The organism is Pseudomonas sp. NFACC08-1, from assembly GCF_900106735.1.
Classification (GTDB): domain Bacteria; phylum Pseudomonadota; class Gammaproteobacteria; order Pseudomonadales; family Pseudomonadaceae; genus Aquipseudomonas; species Aquipseudomonas fluorescens_Q.
In genome coordinates, this window is sequence record NZ_FNNL01000007.1 from 134625 (window position 1) to 150390 (window position 15766).

A 15766-nucleotide genomic window follows, 5' to 3' on the forward strand; every position below is an offset into this window, starting at 1 on the left:
GGCGCTCCTCAGGCTTCGGCGTTGGCTTTGATCAGGCGGTCGTAGGCATCCTGATCCAGCAGTTGGCCAACGGCAGCGGCGTTGACTGGCTTGAAACGGAAAAACCAGCCATCGCCCAGGGGATCTTCGTTGACCAATTCCGGATTGCTTTCCAGGGCCGGGTTCACCTCGAGCACTTCACCGTCCAGTGGCATGTAGACACCGCTGGCCGCTTTCACCGATTCCACGGTGGAGGCTTCGGCACCCTTGTCGTAGCTTTGCAGTTCCGGTAACTGAACATAGACCACATCGCCCAAGGCGTTCTGGGCAAACGCAGTAATACCGACAGTAACGCTGCCGTCGGCTTCGGTGCGCAGCCATTCGTGATCTTCAGTGAAACGCAACTCGCTCATGGAAACTCCTGGGGCCAGATTCGTCTGGTGGACGCGAAGAAAGGCGCGGGGCTTGGCCCGGCCGAATGCTAATAACCATAGCAAGAATGCGGCCAATGTTAATAAGTGCTTATATATCAATGGCTTGGTTGGTTTTGTCGAAACTTGGATCGACTTCGCTGTAGCGAAATCGCTACAGCTGGGAGGCTGGATAAAATCGTTGTGGGATCAAAGCCTTGCGCAGCGCTGCTTGGCGATGAGTGTAGCGATATCGTTCCACTGTAGCGCTTTCAGTACAGGTGGAGGTCGTTTTTGACGTGATTTCGACCACAGCTCAGAACCCTGTGGGCGCTTGCTCGCGACAGCGGTGTGTCAGTCAACCTATGGCTGACTGGGCTACCGTCATCGCGAGCAAGCTCGCTCCCACAAGGGGGACTGCGGCGGGTTTATGGCTTCCCGGAAATCCCGTACTTGCGCAACCGATGGGCAATCGCGGTGTGGGAAGTTTGCAGGCGGCTGGCGAGCTGGCGGGTGGAGGGGTAGTTGACGTAGAGGCTTTCGAGCAGGTGCTTCTCGAAGTTTTCCACGGCCTGTTCCAGGCTTTCGACTTCCACATCGCCCTGGCGCGCGACGGAGGTGCCGGCGATGTCCAGGTCGCCGATGTCCACCAGGCTGCTTTCGCAAATGGCGGCGGCGCGGAAGATCACGTTCTGCAATTGCCGCACGTTGCCCGGCCAGCGGTTGCCCAGCAGGGCCGGGTACGTGCCGGGGGCCAGGCGGCAGACCGGGCGCTGGATCTGCGCGCAGGCCTGCTGCATGAAATAACGCGCCAGCAGCAGGATGTCCTGGCCGCGTTCACGCAGCGGCGGGACTTCGACATTGAGCACGTTCAGGCGATAGAACAGGTCTTCGCGGAACGAGCCCTCGCTGACCATTTTCTCCAGGTTGCGGTGGGTGGCGCTGAGGATCCGCACGTTGACCTTGATTTCCCGGTCGCCGCCCACCCGGCGGAAGCTGCCATCGTTCAAGAAGCGCAGCAGCTTGGCTTGCAGGTATGGCGACATCTCGCCGATTTCATCGAGGAATACCGTGCCCTGGTTCGCCAGCTCCATCAGCCCCGGCTTGCCGCCTCGTTGCGCGCCGGTGAAGGCGCCGGGGGCATAGCCGAACAGTTCGCTTTCGGCCAGGTTCTCCGGCAATGCCGCGCAGTTCAGGGCCAGGAACGGTGCGCCATGACGGGCGCTGATGGCATGGCAAGCCCGGGCCACCAGTTCCTTGCCGGTGCCGGTTTCGCCCTGGATCAGCAGCGGTGCGTCCAGCGCCGCGACCCGCTGGGCCCGGGCCTTGAGGGTGCGGATTGCCGGGGATTCGCCCAGCAGCGCGTCGAAGCCTTCGGCGTGATCGTGATGCAATGCCGACAGGCGCTCGCCGATGCGGTTCGGCTGATACAGCGTCAGCAGCGCGCCGGCATCGGTGATGGGCGTAGCGTCCAGCAGCAAGGTCTGGCCATTGAGGGTGATTTCCCGCAGCGGCAAGCGAAAACCGTTCTCCAGCAAGGCGTCCAGCAATGCCTCGTCACCGAACAGCTCGGCCACGCTTTCCCCGGCCGGTTCACGCCCGTACAGGGCAATCAGCGCCGGATTGGCCAGCAGCACCTTGCCGGCACTGTCCAGGGCCAGCACCGGGTCGGTCATGGCCGCGAGCAAGGCATCGAGCTGCAAGTGCCGACGCTGGCCCGGCAGGATGTCCACCACGGTGACCGCCTGCACGCCGCGCACGCTGAACAGCGCCTCGCGCAACTCGTCGAGCACTTGCGGGCTGAGGGTCGGGGCGTCGATGTAGACGTTGGGCGGCACCATCTCCACCGCATCCAGGTTTAGATTGCGTCCACCGAGCAAGGCCAGGACTTCCTGGGTGATGCCGACGCGGTCGATGAAACTGACGTGGATACGCATGGGGCGATGGGTTCTGGAACTCGGAGGGTCGCAAGTATGCCTTGGGGCGGGCTATTGGTGAAATCCTGGTGCAACTCTTGAGAAACGCACCGAACTCCCACAGGGGGACGGTGGTGAGGCGAATATGTTCTACAACCCCACATCCCACTCCGGTACCTCGGGAAATTTCTGTACTAGGAAATCCAGCAGACTGCGCAGCGCCGAGGGCATGTGCTTGCGTGAGGCGTACACCGCGTACATGTTCATCCGGCGGGGTTCGGCGTGGGGCAGCAGGCGGATCAGTTCGCCGTTCTTGATATGGGCGCCGGCCTGGTAGCTGGGCAGCATGGCCACGCCGGCACCGGCTATCGTTGCCTGAAGCAATGTGCTGGCTTCGTTGGCGCTGATATTACCTTGCACCGGCACCGAGACCTGCTCGCCGTCCTGCTCGAAATGCCACAGGCTCTTGCCGACGTAGGAGTGGGTCAGGCAGTTGTGTCGGCTCAGGTCTTCCACTCGCAGCGGTGTCGAGTGCTCGCGCAGATACTGTGGCGAGGCGCAGATCACCGAGCGGCAGACCGTGAGGCGACGGGCAATCAGGTTCGGGTCCAGGTCGTTGCTCATGCGGATCGCCAGGTCGATGCGCTCATCCACCAGGTTCACGGTGCGGTCGAGCATCTGCAGGTCGACGCTCACCCCTGGGTAGCGCTTGACGTATTCGGCCATGGCGCTCGCCAGTTGGGCCTGGCCGAACGAGGTACTGGCACTGATACGCAACATGCCCCGTGGCGCATCGTCCGGGGTGCTGACGGCGGCTTGCATGTCGCCGGACAGCTCCAGCATCTGCCGGCACCGGGGCAGGATCTCCGTGCCTGCGGCCGTCAGGCTCAGCTTGCGGGTGGTGCGGTGCATCAGCCGGGCACCGACCCAGTCCTCCAGCTCCGCCAGATACCGCGACACCACTGGGCGCGACAGGTCCAGATGCTCGGCCGCCGCCGACTGACTGCCCAGGTCCACCACCGTGACGAACACCCGCATTGCTTGTAGACGATCCATGATCTGCCCGATTTCAGAAACAAACTATGTTGGATCATCGCATTTTTTGAAATGAATCAGGTCACTAAGCTTCGTCTCATTCCCTTCGGGCTTTTGGACAATGGAGCACCCATGACCGCATTCACCCCACTCAAGCGCCTGTTGCTGGCGACCGCCTCGCTGGCGTTCGCCACACACACCTGGGCTGCGGACCTGACGCTGGACGTCTACAACCCAGGGGCGGCAGCGATTTTTCCGGTGACCTCGGTATTGGTCAGCGGCGAGAGGGAGGCGATCCTGGTAGACGCCCAGTTCGGCGAGTCCCAAGCCGTGCAGGTCGTGGAAAAGATCCGCGCCAGCGGCAAGCGATTGACCACGATCTACATCAGCCATGGCGATCCAGACTACTATTTTGGTCTGGAAACCCTCACTGCCGCGTTCCCCGAGGCCAAGGTGCTGGCGTCCGCGCCGACTGTCGAGCACATCAAGCAGACCATGGACGGCAAGCTGAAATATTGGGGGCCGATCCTGAAGACCGATGCCCCGGCCAAAGCCATCGTGCCCCAGGTGCTCAAGGGCGACAGCCTGACCCTGGAAGGCCAGCGCTTGCAGGTCGTCGGCCTGGATGGCCCACAGCCGGACCGCAGTTTCGTGTGGATTCCGTCGATCAAGGCCGTGGTAGGCGGTGTGGTGGTGGCCGAGAACATTCATGTGTGGATGGCTGACACCCAGACGCCGCAGTCTCACAAGGATTGGCTGGCGACCCTCGCCAACATTGAAAAACTGCAACCGGGTACGGTAATTCCAGGTCACTACTTGGGTGACAGCGCCCGTTCCCTGGCCCCGGTGCGCTTCACCGCCGACTACATCAGGGCTTTCGACGAAGAAACCGCCAAGGCCAAGGATTCCGCCGCGCTGATCCGTGCCATGAAACTACGCTATCCGGACCTGGGTGAAGACCGCTCCCTGGAACTCAGCGCCAAGGTTGCCAAGGGCGAAATGAAGTGGTGAACCACAGTTTGTAATGCGAGCACACAGTTGTGGCGAGGGGATTTATCCCCGTTGGACCGCGAAGCGGTCCTGAGAAGGCTGATCAAGTTACATCAGGCCTGCTGCATGTGATGCATTAGGGGACTGCTTCGCAGTCCAGCGGGGATAAATCCCCTCGCCACAAGAGCATGTATTCAACATCGCTAATCACTGGAGAACACCATGAGCAAAATCGCAATCATCGGAGCCACCGGTCGCGCCGGCAGCCAATTGCTGGAAGAAGCCCTGCGCCGTGGTCACAGCGTGACGGCCATTGCCCGCAACACCGCGAAAATCGGTGAAAGGGCCGGTGTGGTCAGCAAGCAACTGGATGTATTGGACAGCGAGGCGTTGACGGCGGCGGTGACCGATCACGATGTGGTGATCAGCGCGGCGCACTTTGCCACCGTGCCGGCCGACAAGGTCATCGCGCCGGTGAAAGCCGCTGGGGTCAAGCGTTTGCTGGTCGTCGGTGGGGCGGGTTCGTTGTTGCTGCCGGATAACAGCCGTGTGATCGACAGCGATGGCTTCCCGGAGGAATACCTGGCCGAAGCCAGCGCCGGAGCATTGTTCCTGGACGTACTGCGCCAGGAGCAGGACCTGGACTGGACCTTCCTTTCGCCTTCGGCGGAGTTCGTCGAAACCGAGCGCACGGAGCAGTTCCGTCTCGGCAAGGATCACTTGCTGTTCGACGACGCCGGGCGTAGTTGGATCAGCTTTGCCGATTACGCCATTGCGATGATCGATGAAGTGGAAACGCCGCAGTTTTCGCGCACACGGTTTACCGTCGGGTATTGATCGGGCGCTTTCGCGAGCAGGGTGGCTCCCACATGGGGGCCACAGTTTATTTAGCCATGGACTCTCACCCAGACGCTGACCAGCACCGTCGCGGCCATCAACCACGCCACCGCCGCCACGGCCAGGGACGCCTCCAGGCGCATGCGGTCGACCATCACATACAGCGTCGCCAGGTAGACAAAGTACGGAATGATCGACCACATCCCAAACACGATGGTGGTCTTCAGGTCATCCACCGAACGGCCCTTGCCGACGATGTAATGGGCAATCAGGGCGAAGGTCGGGAACAGTGGCACGAGCCCGGCGATGTAATAGTTCCTGGTCTTGGCCAGCATTGCCAGGATGACCACCACGGCTGCACCGAGCGCTGCCTTGAAAATCAGATCCACAGGTTTCCCGCCCAGTTGATTAATGGCTCAAGCCATATTTTTTGACTTTGTCGAACAGCGTGGTCTTGGCCATGCCCAGCTCCTGGCTGGCCTGGGTCAGGTTGCCGCCGCTGCGTTGCAGGGCGTCCACCAGCAGGTTGCGCTCGAAGGCTTCGACTGCTTCGGCGAAAGCCAGGCCCTGGTTGCCGCCGCTGGCACCGGAGCGCTTGAACGCCGGCAGGCCCAGGGCGTAACGCTCGGCGACGTTGCGCAGTTCGCGTACGTTGCCCGGCCAGTCGTGGCTCATCAGGTTCGACAGGGTCTGGTTGTCCAGCTCCGGCACCGTGCGGTCGAAGCGCAGGGACGACTGCTGGAGAAAATGCTCGAACAGTTGCAGGATGTCTTCGCGTCGCTCGCGCAAGGGCGGCAGTTCCAGGGTCACCACGTTGAGGCGGTAATACAAGTCGCTGCGGAACTGCCCGGTCCGGCCCATTTCGTCCAGGTCGGACTTGGTGGCGGCGATCACCCGGCAATCCACGGCCACGCTCTGGTTCGAACCCAGGCGCTCTAGGGTGCGTTCCTGCAACACGCGCAGCAACTTGATCTGCAAGGGCAGGGGCATGCTTTCCACTTCGTCGAGAAACAACGTGCCGCCATCGGCGTGCTCGATCTTGCCGATCCGGCGTTTGCCGGCACCGGTAAAGGCATTGGCCTCGTGGCCGAAAATCTCGCTTTCGAACAGGTTCTCTGGCAGGCCGCCGCAGTTCAGTGCGACGAACTGCTTGTCGTGGCGTCGGCTGAAGTCATGCAGGCAACGGGCGACCAATTCCTTGCCAGTACCGGTTTCACCTTCGATCAGCACGTTGGCCGAGGTGTCGGCGACGTTGGCGATCAGCGCGCGCAGGTGCTGCATGGCGGGCGAGCGGCCGATGATCCGGCCTTCCAGGGAATCGCGTTCGGCCAATTGCCGACGCAGCGACGACACTTCCCGGGCGAGGCTGCGCTGCTCCAGGGCACGGCGGGCGACGTCCACCAGGCGTTCAGGGGAGAAGGGCTTCTCCATGAAGTCATAGGCACCTTTTTGCATGGCGCCGACGGCCATGGAGATGTCGCCGTGGCCAGTGATCAGCACCACCGGCAAGCTGCGGTCCCGCGCCTTGAGTCGGGTCAGCAGTTCCAGGCCATCGATGCCCGGCAGGCGAATGTCGCTGATGACGATGCCGGCAAAGTTATCGTCGACGCGCTCCAGGGCCTCTTCGGCGCTGCCCACGCCGATGCAGGGAATGTCTTCCAGGGTCAGTGCCTGCTTGCAGCCCAGCAGGACATGGGGGTCGTCTTCGACGATCAATACGCTCAGGTCGTTGTTCATAGCGGCTCGGCAGGTAAAAGGCTTACCAACGGTAAACTGAGGACAAACGTGGTTCCACTGCCCTCGACCGGGTGTTCGACGCCCAGGTAGCCACCCGTGGCGGCGGCCAAGCTGGCGGAAAGCGTCAGGCCCAGGCCCAGGCCTTGTTCGCCGGGTTTGGTGGTGAAGAAGGGTTCGAACAGATGCTTGCGTGCTTCTGGGTCAATGCCATGGCCGTTATCCCGCACGCGCAGGCGATATTTGCCATCGCCGGCCTGGCCTTCGAGCCAGAGCTGCGGTTCGGGTTGCGTCTGCATGGCGTCCAGGGCATTGCCGATCAGGTTCACCAGGATCTGCTCCAGGCGCGTCTGGTCAATTTGCACCTGGACGTCGTCGAAGCTGGAATGAATCTGGATGTTCAAGCTTTCAAGACGAGCGCCCAGCAGTTGCAGCGCGGCCTCGACACCGTTGCCGAGGCTGGCCTGGCCCTGGTCGTCCCCACGCCGGGCAAAGGAGCGCAGGCTGGCGGTGATCCGGCCCATGCGGTCGATCAAATCGTTGATGGTCTTGAGGTTGGCGCTGGCGATATCCAGCTGGCCGCGTTCCAGGAAGCGCACGGTGTTGCCGGACAAGGTGCGCAGTGCCGCCAGCGGCTGGTTGAGTTCGTGGGCGATGCTGGTGGACATCTGGCCGATGGCAGCCAGTTTTCCGGCCTGGACCAATTCGTCCTGGGCCCGGCGCAAGGTCTCTTCGGCCTGTCGCCGCTCGCGGATCTGGCCCTTGAGTCGTTCGTTGCTGGCGCGCAGGTCGGTGGTGCGTTCGGTAATCCGACGCTCGAGCTGGTTGTTGGCTTGCTGCAAGGCTTCCCGGGCCGCGAGACGGGTGGCGATGACCTTGCGCCGTTCGTTCCAGGCGATCAACAGGAATGCCACCAGGGCGAAGGCCACGGCCACCAGGATGCCTTGGTTGATCGCCTGGCGACGCAGGTCTTCAAGTGGGGTCAGCAGGGTGAAATTCCACGGTGTATCGCTCAAGGGCCGGGTCTGCGACAAGTAGCTGATGGCGCGCTCGTCGGACACCAGTTCGCTGTTGGCCGGGAACGTCAGCTTCTCCATGCCTTCGGCCAGGCGTTCCCGGGCCAGGGGCACCAGTTCATTGAGCGGGAACCAGTAGTACTGCAGGCTGCGGGCCAGGCGTTCCTTGGTGTCGTCGCTCAGGGGGCGAACCGACTTGAGCCGTCGCGCCGGGTCGCTGGACAGGATAATGATGCCGTTCTCATCACTGACGAACGCCTCCAGCCGCGCACGTTGCCAGCGTTCCTCAAGGGCTTCGAGGCGCACCTTGACCACGGCGACGCCGATGATCTTGCCTTGTTGCTCCAAGCCATGGGCCAGGTAGTAGCCGGGTTCGCCGTTGGTACTGCCAATTCCGTAGAAGCGCCCCGGCTGGCCGCGCACGGCATTCTGGAAGTAGGCGCGGAAGGACAGGTCTTCGCCCAGGTAACTGTCGACATCGCGCCAGTTGCTGGTGGCCATCACCCGGCCGGTGGTGTCCATCACGTAGATGGCCCGGCTGCGGCTGCGACGGTTAAGGCCTTCGAGGTATTCATTGACGATCTTGCGGTGCTCGGGTGTCGGGTCGTCGAGCAGTTGCGAGACACTTGACTCAAGCTCCAGCAGGCTGGGCAGGTAGGTGTACTTGCTGATCTCGCTCTCGACCGCACGGGCGTGCAGTTCCAACTGGCGCTCGCCATTCTCGGCGAGGCCACGTACGCCGTAGTGCTCGCTGATCCAGAAGCCGAGGTAACCCAGGCCGATCATCAGGGCAATGACCAGTGGCGGCAGGAACAGATGGCGGATCAGGCGGGGTTTCACGGCGAGTGATGGCGGCGCGGCGCGATAGAGGGTGGGGTCGCATTTCATCACAGAAGCCTTGGGTCAACCAGTGTGGCGGCGGCCGCCCTTCGAACCCGGTCCGGTGGCGAGGGAGCTTGCTCCCGCTCGGCTGCGAAGCAGTCGCATAATCGGCTCATGCAGTATGCCAGGTACACCGCATTCGCCGGTTTTGGGGTCGCTGCGCGACCCAGCGGGAGCAAGCTCCCTCGCCACAGGAGCCGCTCCAAAGGACGTGGCGCTTAGTGCTGCAGGATTTTCTCGAGGAAATGCTGCGCGCGTTCGGAACGGGCGCTGATGTCGCCGAAGAACTCTTCTTTCTTGCAGTCTTCGATGATCTGGCCCTGGTCCATGAATATCACCCGGTTCGCCACTTTGCGGGCGAAGCCCATTTCGTGGGTCACGCACATCATGGTCATGCCTTCGTGGGCCAGTTGCACCATCACGTCGAGCACTTCGTTGACCATTTCCGGGTCGAGAGCCGAGGTCGGCTCGTCGAACAGCATCACCACCGGGTCCATCGCCAGGGCACGGGCAATCGCCACGCGCTGCTGCTGACCGCCGGAGAGCTGGCCCGGGTGCTTGTGGGCGTGGGCCGAGAGGCCGACCCGCTCAAGCAGTTGCAAGCCTTTCTTGGTGGCCTCTTCCTTGCTGCGGCCCAGCACCTTGATCTGCGCGATGGTCAGGTTTTCGGTGATGGTCAGGTGCGGGAACAGTTCGAAATGCTGGAACACCATGCCCACGCGCGAGCGCAGTTTCGGCAGGTTGGTCTTCGGGTCGGCGATGGACGTGCCATCGACCACGATGTCGCCTTTCTGGAACGGTTCCAGGGCGTTCACGCATTTGATCAGCGTGGATTTGCCGGAACCGGACGGCCCGCACACCACCACCACCTCACCTTTGCTGACCTCGGTGCTGCAATTGGTCAGTACCTGGAAGTCCCCATACCACTTGTTGATGTTCTTGATAGAGATCATACGGCGAACCTTTTTTGCAGACGCTTGACCAGCTGCGAGGCGGCAAAGCTGACGGTGAAGTACACGAGACCTGCGATGATCAGGAACTCATTGGAGCGGCCGATGATGTCGCCACTGGCCCGCGAAGCATTGAGGAAGTCCACCAGGCCGACCGTGTAGACCAACGAGGTGTCCTGAAACAGGATGATGCTTTGTTGCAACAGCAGCGGGGTCATTTTGCGAAACGCCTGGGGCAGGATGATCAGGCGCATGGTCTGGCCGTAATTCATCCCCAGTGCCTGGGCGGCCCCCATCTGGCCCTTGGGAATCGACTGCACGCCAGCCCGGACGATTTCGCAGAAGTACGCCGCTTCGAACATCATGAACGCCACGATGCAGGAACCGAATGCCCCGATCGGCGTATCTTCGCCGGTGATCCAGCGCAGCACGAACGGTACCGCCAGGTAGAACCAGGTGATCACCAGCAGCAGCGGGATCGAGCGGAAATAGTTGACGTAGGCGCCAGCGATATTGGAGACCAGCTTGTTATGGGACAGGCGCATCAGCGCCAGGATCGTGCCGAGGATGATCCCGCCGACCACTCCCAAGGCCATCAGCTTGAGGGTCATCACCATGCCGTTCCACAAACCGGGAATGGCCGGGATGATGCCAGTGAAGTCGAATTCCATTATTTACCCCCCACGGAGATCAGGCCGGGCACCGCGACTTTCTTCTCGACCATGCGCATGAGCAGCATCAGGCTCATGTTCAGGGTGAAATAGATCAGCGTGGCCAGGGTAAAGGCTTCGAACAGGTTGGCGGAGAACTCGGCGGTCTGCTTGGTCTGCGCGAGCAACTCCATCAGGCCGATCAGCGAGGCCACGGAGGAGTTCTTGAAGACGTTGAGGAATTCCGAGGTAAGCGGCGGAATGATGATCCGGTAGGCCTGGGGCAGCAGCACGTTCCAGTAGATCTGCGGCAGCTTGAAGCCCATGGCACGGGCGGCGGATTCCTGGCCGCGCGGCAGCGCCTGGATACCGGTACGCACCTGTTCGCAAACACGGGCGGCGGTGAACAGGCCCAGGCACACGACTACGCTCAGGTAGGCCGAGGTGGTCGGGTTCAGGTCCTGCTTGTACCACTCCTGCATATCGGCCGGCAGCAGGTCCGGCACCAGGAAGTACCAGATGAACAGCTGAACCAGCAGCGGCACATTACGGAAAAGTTCCACGTAGCACGTGGCGATACCCGATACGAGCCGGTTCGGCACGGTACGCATGACGCCTAGTATCGAGCCGAGCAGCAGGGCGATGATCCAGGCTACGATGGCTATGGCGATGGTCCAGCCCAAGCCGGACACGTACCAGTCGAGATAGGTCTCGCTGCCCACGCCGGTGGACTTGAAGAACACGCCCCAGTCCCAGTTGTAATTCATTAGGGTCTCCCCTCAGATCGTTCGATGTACAAATGCCCGCCTGGGGAAACTCCGTTCCCGCCCGACTTGAAGGCCAGGCACACGCGATCGGCTCGACAGCCACCGGTTCGAGTGTTTCCAGATTTGCCAGCAGGGAGTGACCATCCCCTGAAAGGGCCGGGCCCTTTCAGGGGATAAGGTTAGTCAGAAATCAGGATTTCTTGTCGTCAGCCGCTTTATCGGTCGGCTTGGCGATCAGTGCCTTGAGTTCGTCGCTCATCGGGAAGTTCAGGTTCAGGCCTTTTGGCGGGATAGGTTGCATGAACCATTTTTCGTAGATCTTGTTGATCTCGCCCGAAGCGTAGGTGGCCTTGATGGCGTCATCGACAGCCTTTTTGAACGGCTCGTCGCCCTTGCGCATCATGCAGCCATAGATTTCGTAGGACTGTGGGGTGCCGGTCACGGCCCAGTCATCGGCTTTCTTGGCCTTGGCGGCTTCGCCAGCCAGCAGGGCGTCGTCCATCATGAACGCGACGGCACGACCCGATTCCAGCATCTGGAAGGATTCGCCATGGTCCTTGGCGGAGATGACGTTCATGCCCATCTGCTTGTCGGCGTTCATCGCCTTGAGAATGCGCTCGGACGTGGTGCCGGCGGTGGTCACGACGTTCTTGCCCTTGAGGTCGTCGAAATCCTTGTACTTGGAATCTTTCTTGGAGAGCAGCTTGGTGCCGATCTCGAAAATGCCAACGGAGAAGTCAACCTGCTGCTGACGCTCGACGTTGTTGGTGGTGGAGCCGCATTCCAGGTCCACGGTGCCGTTCTGCACCAGTGGGATACGGGTTTGCGAGGTGACCAGGTTGTATTTGATCTGCAGGTTGGGCAGGTCCAGGTCTTTTTTCAGTGCTTCGACGACTTTCATCTGGATATCGTGGGAGTAGCCAACCGGTTTGCCGGAAGCGTCCGCGATGTAGGAAAACGGAATGGAAGCGTCGCGATGGCCAAGCGTGATAACGCCGGACTCTTTGATCTTTTTCAGCGTGCCGGTCAGTTCGGCTGCGAAAACCGGGGTGCTGATCAGAGCGGCAGCCATGGCTGCGCCCAGGAGATGGGGAACGATACGCATCGATGTTTCCTCGACATTGTTTTTTTTATTTCGGCCGGTTTGTCGGCCCTGAGTACTTCGAAGTGCCTGGCAGCTCCTGTTGTGTTGGCGTACAGGCATTCGTCTCCAGAAGTGTAGAGCATGACTCGTGCCAGGCTAGGGCTGTCTGTTTAACTTGTTGTTTTATATGGTAATTAATGTTTTGTTTCAGGTTTGTGCGGGCTGCTTTATCCGGTTAGCCGAACTGACGGGCGGGTCATGTTCGGAAAACCGAATGGCTTGAGCCCGTCTCGATCCATTGTGGGAGCGAGCTTGCTCGCGATAGCGGTGTGTCGGTCCCATACAGGGTTGAATGTGCTGGCCTCATCGCGAGCAAGCTCGCTCCCACAGGTGGGCGGAGGTGGATGCCACATAGCAAAAAGCCCCTGAATCGCTGGATTCAGGGGCTCTGGGTTTTGCGGGATATCCGTCAGGCCGCTTCGATCTTGCGGCGGTTGTGCTCGACCTTGTCCAGGTACTGCTGCAGTTTCTCCTGCTCGACCGGGGTGGTGAACAAGCCCAGCTTGCTGCGGCGCCACAGGATGTCCTGGGCATCGACGGCCCACTCGTCGCTGCACAGGTAGTCGACTTCGCGCGTATAGAGGCCGGCGCCGACGTGCTCACCCAAGTCGCCCAGGTTGTGCACGCCTTCGAGCATGCGCCAGGTGCGGCTGCCGTAGGTAGTGGCCCAGCGGCGTGCGATGTCGGTTGGCAGCCAGTCGAACTTGTCGCGGATCGCCGAGCACAGCGCCTGCGGGGTGGTCATGTTTTCGCCGCCGGGGAGGGCCTCTACGGCGGTCCAGCCCGGACGCATTTGCGTGAAATACGGGGCCAGTTGCGCCATCGCCGATTCGGCCAACTTGCGATAGGTGGTCAGCTTGCCGCCGAACACCGACAGCAAGGGGGCTTCTTCACCGCCACCCGACAGCGCCAGGGTGTAGTCGCGGGTCACGGCCGATGGGTTGTCGGATTCGTCGTTGCACAGCGGGCGTACACCGGAATAGCTGTGCAGGATATCGTCGCGGCTGATCTGCTTCTTGAAGTGGGCGTTGACCACCTTCAACAGGTAGTCGGTTTCACCCTCGGTGATCGCCACTTTGGCCGGGTCACCGGTGTATTCGCGGTCAGTCGTGCCGATCAGGGTGAACTGGTTAAGGTACGGAATGGTGAACACGATGCGCTGGTCTTCGTTCTGCAGAATGTGCGCATGTTCGCCTTCGTAGAGTTTCGGCACGATCAGGTGGCTGCCCTGGATCAGGCGGATGCCATAGGGCGATTCCAGCTTCAGGTCATCGCGAATGAACTTGGCGACCCACGGGCCGGCGGCGTTGACCAGTGCCTTGGCGCGGATCGAAAACAGGCTGCCGTCGGCACGTTCCAGGTGCAGGTGCCACAGGCCTTTGCTGCGGCGGGCATTCACGCAGCGCGTGCGGGTGTGGATGTGCGCGCCTTTTTCCCGGGCGGCCATGGCGTTGAGTACCACCAGCCGCGCATCGTCGACCCAGCAGTCGGAATATTCGAAACCTTTGGTGATCTCGCTTTTCAATGCGCTGTCGGCACCGAACTTCAGGCTTTTGGAGCCGGCGAGCTGCTCACGCTTGCCCAGGTGATCGTAGAGGAACAGGCCGGCGCGAATCATCCAGGCCGGGCGCAGATGCGGGCGGTGAGGCAATACGAAGCGCATTTGCTTGACGATGTGCGGGGCCTTGGTCAGCAGCACTTCGCGCTCGGCCAGCGCTTCGCGCACCAGGCGAAATTCATAATGTTCGAGGTAACGCAGGCCACCGTGGATCAGCTTGCTGCTGGCCGACGATGTGTGGCTGGCCAGGTCGTCCTTTTCGCAAAGGAACACCGAAAGACCGCGACCGGCAGCGTCCGCGGCAATCCCCACGCCGTTGATCCCGCCACCAATGACGGCGATGTCGTAAATCTCGGCGAGAGGGGGCGTAGGCAAGGTAGAAGTGGGCATCGGCTGGCCTCGGGCTCTTTTTCGCAATATTTGAATTCGAACATAAATGTTCATTTGCGAAAATACTAGCCCATAAAGACCGCAACAGCCAGCTGACTTCGATTGAAAATACTGATCAAAGGAAGCTGAAAGGAAAATTTTCGAACAAAAAAGTTACTGGTGAAGTGCGTTTGTGGCGAGGGAGCTTGCTCCCGCTGGGCGGCGCAGCCGCCCCAAGATGGACTGACGCGGTCTTCCAGGCAGACCGCGTCAACCGGTTTTACGACGGCTGCGCCGCCGAGCGGGAGCAAGCTCCCTCGCCACAAAAGCAGGTCGGTATTTCACTGCGCTACACCGAAGCGCTCGGCCAGCCAGCGGATCTGCCTCAAATTGAGCTGACGCTTACCGCTCAAAACCTCCGATACCACCGACTGGGTACCAACGCCTGGCAAGTCGCTCTGGCTCATGCCATGTTCACGGAATGGGGCAAGCGCCTGGAGTTCATCTGCTCGTCGTAACCCAGCCCCTCGGCTGAACACATAACTGTTTGGAGGCATGGTTAACCCTGTGGCGAGGGAGCTTGCTCCCGCTCGGCTGCGAAGCGGTCGTAAAACCGGCTGGCGCGGTGTGCCTGAAAGGTCGCGTCAGATCATTGGGGGCGGCTGCGCCACCCAGCGGGAGCAAGCTCCCTCGCCACAGGGAGACTTGGATGCAGTCAGACCACTTCCAGGCGAATCTTGTGCTGGCTCAGCAACTGCGCCAGGGCCGGCACCGGTTGCTGGTCGGTCACCAGGCAGTCGATCAGGCTGATGGGGCCCAGGCGGACCATGGCATTGCGTCCGAACTTGCTGGAGTCCGCCGCCAGCAGCACTTGTCGGGCGTTGGCGATGATGGCTTGGGAAACCCGTACTTCCTGATAGTCGAAGTCCAGCAGGCTGCCGTCTTCATCGATCCCGCTGATGCCCACCAGGGCGAAGTCGACCTTGAACTGGTTGATGAAGTCGACGCTCGCCTGGCCCACCACGCCGCCGTCACGCCGTACGTTGCCGCCAGCGATCAGGACTTCGAAGTCGTCCTTGGCACTGAGGATCGAAGCCACGTGCAGGTTATTGGTGATGACCTTCAGATGGTTGTGATTGAGCAGCGCCCGGGCAATGGATTCGGTGGTGGTGCCGATGTTGATGAACAGCGAGGCATGATCGGGGATCTGGGCGGCGATGGCTTCGGCGATGCGTTGCTTCTCGTCGCGCATCTGATCGGCGCGCATGGCGTAGGCGGTGTTTTCCACGCTTGAATCGTAGGCGGCGCCGCCGTGGTAGCGACGCAGCAGGTTCACCTCCGCCAGTTGGTTGATATCGCGGCGAATGGTTTGCGGGGTGACGACGAATAGCTGCGCCATTTCCTCGATGCTGACATAGCCGCGTTCGCGGACCAGTTCGAGGATTTGCTGCTGGCGGGGAGGCAGATTCATGGGGCTTCCTTTGGGCTGCCGTACAAAATTTGCCCATGATGCCGCAGGAATCCACTCC

At 61.2% G+C, this 15766-nt stretch carries 14 protein-coding genes and 1 pseudogene; 2 read left to right on the forward strand and 13 right to left on the reverse strand.

Going from position 1 to position 15766, the window contains the following annotated elements:
* Positions 1-8: 8 nt before the first annotated feature.
* The 3 genes from gcvH to BLU76_RS16255 all read right to left on the reverse strand — a co-directional run bounded on the left by gcvH (position 9) and on the right by BLU76_RS16255 (position 3361).
* The gene (gene gcvH / locus BLU76_RS16245) at positions 9-392 is read right to left on the reverse strand and encodes a glycine cleavage system protein GcvH (RefSeq protein ID WP_003205000.1); all 384 of its coding nucleotides are present in this window, start codon (positions 390-392) and stop codon (positions 9-11) included.
* A 425-nt stretch (positions 393-817) separates the two neighbouring features.
* The gene (locus BLU76_RS16250; protein WP_063324630.1) at positions 818-2326 is read right to left on the reverse strand and encodes a sigma-54-dependent transcriptional regulator; all 1509 of its coding nucleotides are present in this window, start codon (positions 2324-2326) and stop codon (positions 818-820) included.
* A 129-nt stretch (positions 2327-2455) separates the two neighbouring features.
* Positions 2456-3361, reverse strand: coding sequence for a LysR family transcriptional regulator (locus BLU76_RS16255; protein ID WP_092223489.1), 906 nt, complete (start codon positions 3359-3361; stop codon positions 2456-2458).
* Positions 3362-3472: 111 nt separating this feature from the next.
* Between BLU76_RS16255 and BLU76_RS16260 the strand changes: the two genes are divergently transcribed.
* Together BLU76_RS16260 and BLU76_RS16265 are read left to right on the forward strand one after the other, a co-directional pair.
* Positions 3473-4351: an MBL fold metallo-hydrolase gene (locus BLU76_RS16260; protein ID WP_092223491.1), complete on the forward strand. Its 879-nt coding sequence runs from the start codon at positions 3473-3475 to the stop codon at positions 4349-4351.
* A 201-nt stretch (positions 4352-4552) separates the two neighbouring features.
* Complete coding sequence (locus tag BLU76_RS16265; RefSeq protein WP_092145142.1) at positions 4553-5167, forward strand: NAD(P)-dependent oxidoreductase; 615 nt, start codon at positions 4553-4555, stop codon at positions 5165-5167.
* A gap of 50 nt (positions 5168-5217) precedes the next feature.
* Here BLU76_RS16265 and BLU76_RS16270 read toward each other — a convergent pair whose 3' ends face one another.
* The 10 genes and pseudogenes from BLU76_RS16270 to BLU76_RS16315 form a co-directional block, all read right to left on the reverse strand.
* Positions 5218-5547: a GlpM family protein gene (locus tag BLU76_RS16270; RefSeq protein WP_170862026.1), complete on the reverse strand. Its 330-nt coding sequence runs from the start codon at positions 5545-5547 to the stop codon at positions 5218-5220.
* A 28-nt stretch (positions 5548-5575) separates the two neighbouring features.
* Entirely contained in the window at positions 5576-6904 is a 1329-nt protein-coding gene (locus BLU76_RS16275; protein WP_063324635.1) for a two-component response regulator AauR, read from the reverse strand.
* A complete protein-coding gene (locus BLU76_RS16280) occupies positions 6901-8805 on the reverse strand; it encodes a two-component sensor histidine kinase AauS (RefSeq protein ID WP_063324636.1) in 1905 nt (634 codons plus the stop codon). The genes BLU76_RS16275 and BLU76_RS16280 overlap by 4 nt, the downstream gene beginning before the upstream one ends.
* A 212-nt stretch (positions 8806-9017) precedes the next feature.
* Entirely contained in the window at positions 9018-9752 is a 735-nt protein-coding gene (locus tag BLU76_RS16285; protein WP_003204983.1) for an amino acid ABC transporter ATP-binding protein, read from the reverse strand.
* On the reverse strand, positions 9749-10420 hold the full coding sequence (locus tag BLU76_RS16290; RefSeq protein WP_063324637.1) for an amino acid ABC transporter permease: 672 nt from the start codon (positions 10418-10420) through the stop codon (positions 9749-9751). The genes BLU76_RS16285 and BLU76_RS16290 overlap by 4 nt, the downstream gene beginning before the upstream one ends.
* Complete coding sequence (locus BLU76_RS16295) at positions 10420-11166, reverse strand: amino acid ABC transporter permease (RefSeq protein ID WP_063324638.1); 747 nt, start codon at positions 11164-11166, stop codon at positions 10420-10422. The genes BLU76_RS16290 and BLU76_RS16295 overlap by 1 nt, the downstream gene beginning before the upstream one ends.
* Before the next feature lie 190 nt (positions 11167-11356).
* Complete coding sequence (locus BLU76_RS16300) at positions 11357-12271, reverse strand: glutamate/aspartate ABC transporter substrate-binding protein (protein ID WP_063324639.1); 915 nt, start codon at positions 12269-12271, stop codon at positions 11357-11359.
* A gap of 448 nt (positions 12272-12719) precedes the next feature.
* Positions 12720-14258: a glycerol-3-phosphate dehydrogenase gene (gene glpD / locus BLU76_RS16305; RefSeq protein ID WP_092145144.1), complete on the reverse strand. Its 1539-nt coding sequence runs from the start codon at positions 14256-14258 to the stop codon at positions 12720-12722.
* Positions 14259-14578: 320 nt separating this feature from the next.
* Positions 14579-14716: pseudogene (locus tag BLU76_RS31905) on the reverse strand (transcriptional regulator); the annotation flags it as partial.
* A gap of 236 nt (positions 14717-14952) precedes the next feature.
* Positions 14953-15708, reverse strand: a complete 756-nt coding sequence (locus tag BLU76_RS16315; protein WP_003204973.1) for a DeoR/GlpR family transcriptional regulator — start codon at positions 15706-15708, stop codon at positions 14953-14955.
* Between the last annotated feature and the right edge of the window lie 58 nt (positions 15709-15766).

Excerpts from the sequence above, each read along its gene's own strand:
- BLU76_RS16250 (WP_063324630.1), bottom strand. The coding sequence starts at position 2,326 with ATGCGTATCCACGTCAGTTTCATCGACCGCGTCGGCATCACCCAGGAA.
- BLU76_RS16315 (WP_003204973.1), bottom strand. The coding sequence starts at position 15,708 with ATGAATCTGCCTCCCCGCCAGCAGCAAATCCTCGAACTGGTCCGCGAA.
- BLU76_RS16260 (WP_092223491.1), top strand. The coding sequence starts at position 3,473 with ATGACCGCATTCACCCCACTCAAGCGCCTGTTGCTGGCGACCGCCTCG.
- BLU76_RS16285 (WP_003204983.1), bottom strand. The coding sequence starts at position 9,752 with ATGATCTCTATCAAGAACATCAACAAGTGGTATGGGGACTTCCAGGTA.
- BLU76_RS16295 (WP_063324638.1), bottom strand. The coding sequence starts at position 11,166 with ATGAATTACAACTGGGACTGGGGCGTGTTCTTCAAGTCCACCGGCGTG.
- BLU76_RS16280 (WP_063324636.1), bottom strand. The coding sequence starts at position 8,805 with ATGAAATGCGACCCCACCCTCTATCGCGCCGCGCCGCCATCACTCGCC.
- glpD (WP_092145144.1), bottom strand. The coding sequence starts at position 14,258 with ATGCCCACTTCTACCTTGCCTACGCCCCCTCTCGCCGAGATTTACGAC.
- BLU76_RS16255 (WP_092223489.1), bottom strand. The coding sequence starts at position 3,361 with ATGGATCGTCTACAAGCAATGCGGGTGTTCGTCACGGTGGTGGACCTG.
- BLU76_RS16265 (WP_092145142.1), top strand. The coding sequence starts at position 4,553 with ATGAGCAAAATCGCAATCATCGGAGCCACCGGTCGCGCCGGCAGCCAA.
- BLU76_RS16275 (WP_063324635.1), bottom strand. The coding sequence starts at position 6,904 with ATGAACAACGACCTGAGCGTATTGATCGTCGAAGACGACCCCCATGTC.
- gcvH (WP_003205000.1), bottom strand. The coding sequence starts at position 392 with ATGAGCGAGTTGCGTTTCACTGAAGATCACGAATGGCTGCGCACCGAA.
- BLU76_RS16300 (WP_063324639.1), bottom strand. The coding sequence starts at position 12,271 with ATGCGTATCGTTCCCCATCTCCTGGGCGCAGCCATGGCTGCCGCTCTG.
- BLU76_RS16290 (WP_063324637.1), bottom strand. The coding sequence starts at position 10,420 with ATGGAATTCGACTTCACTGGCATCATCCCGGCCATTCCCGGTTTGTGG.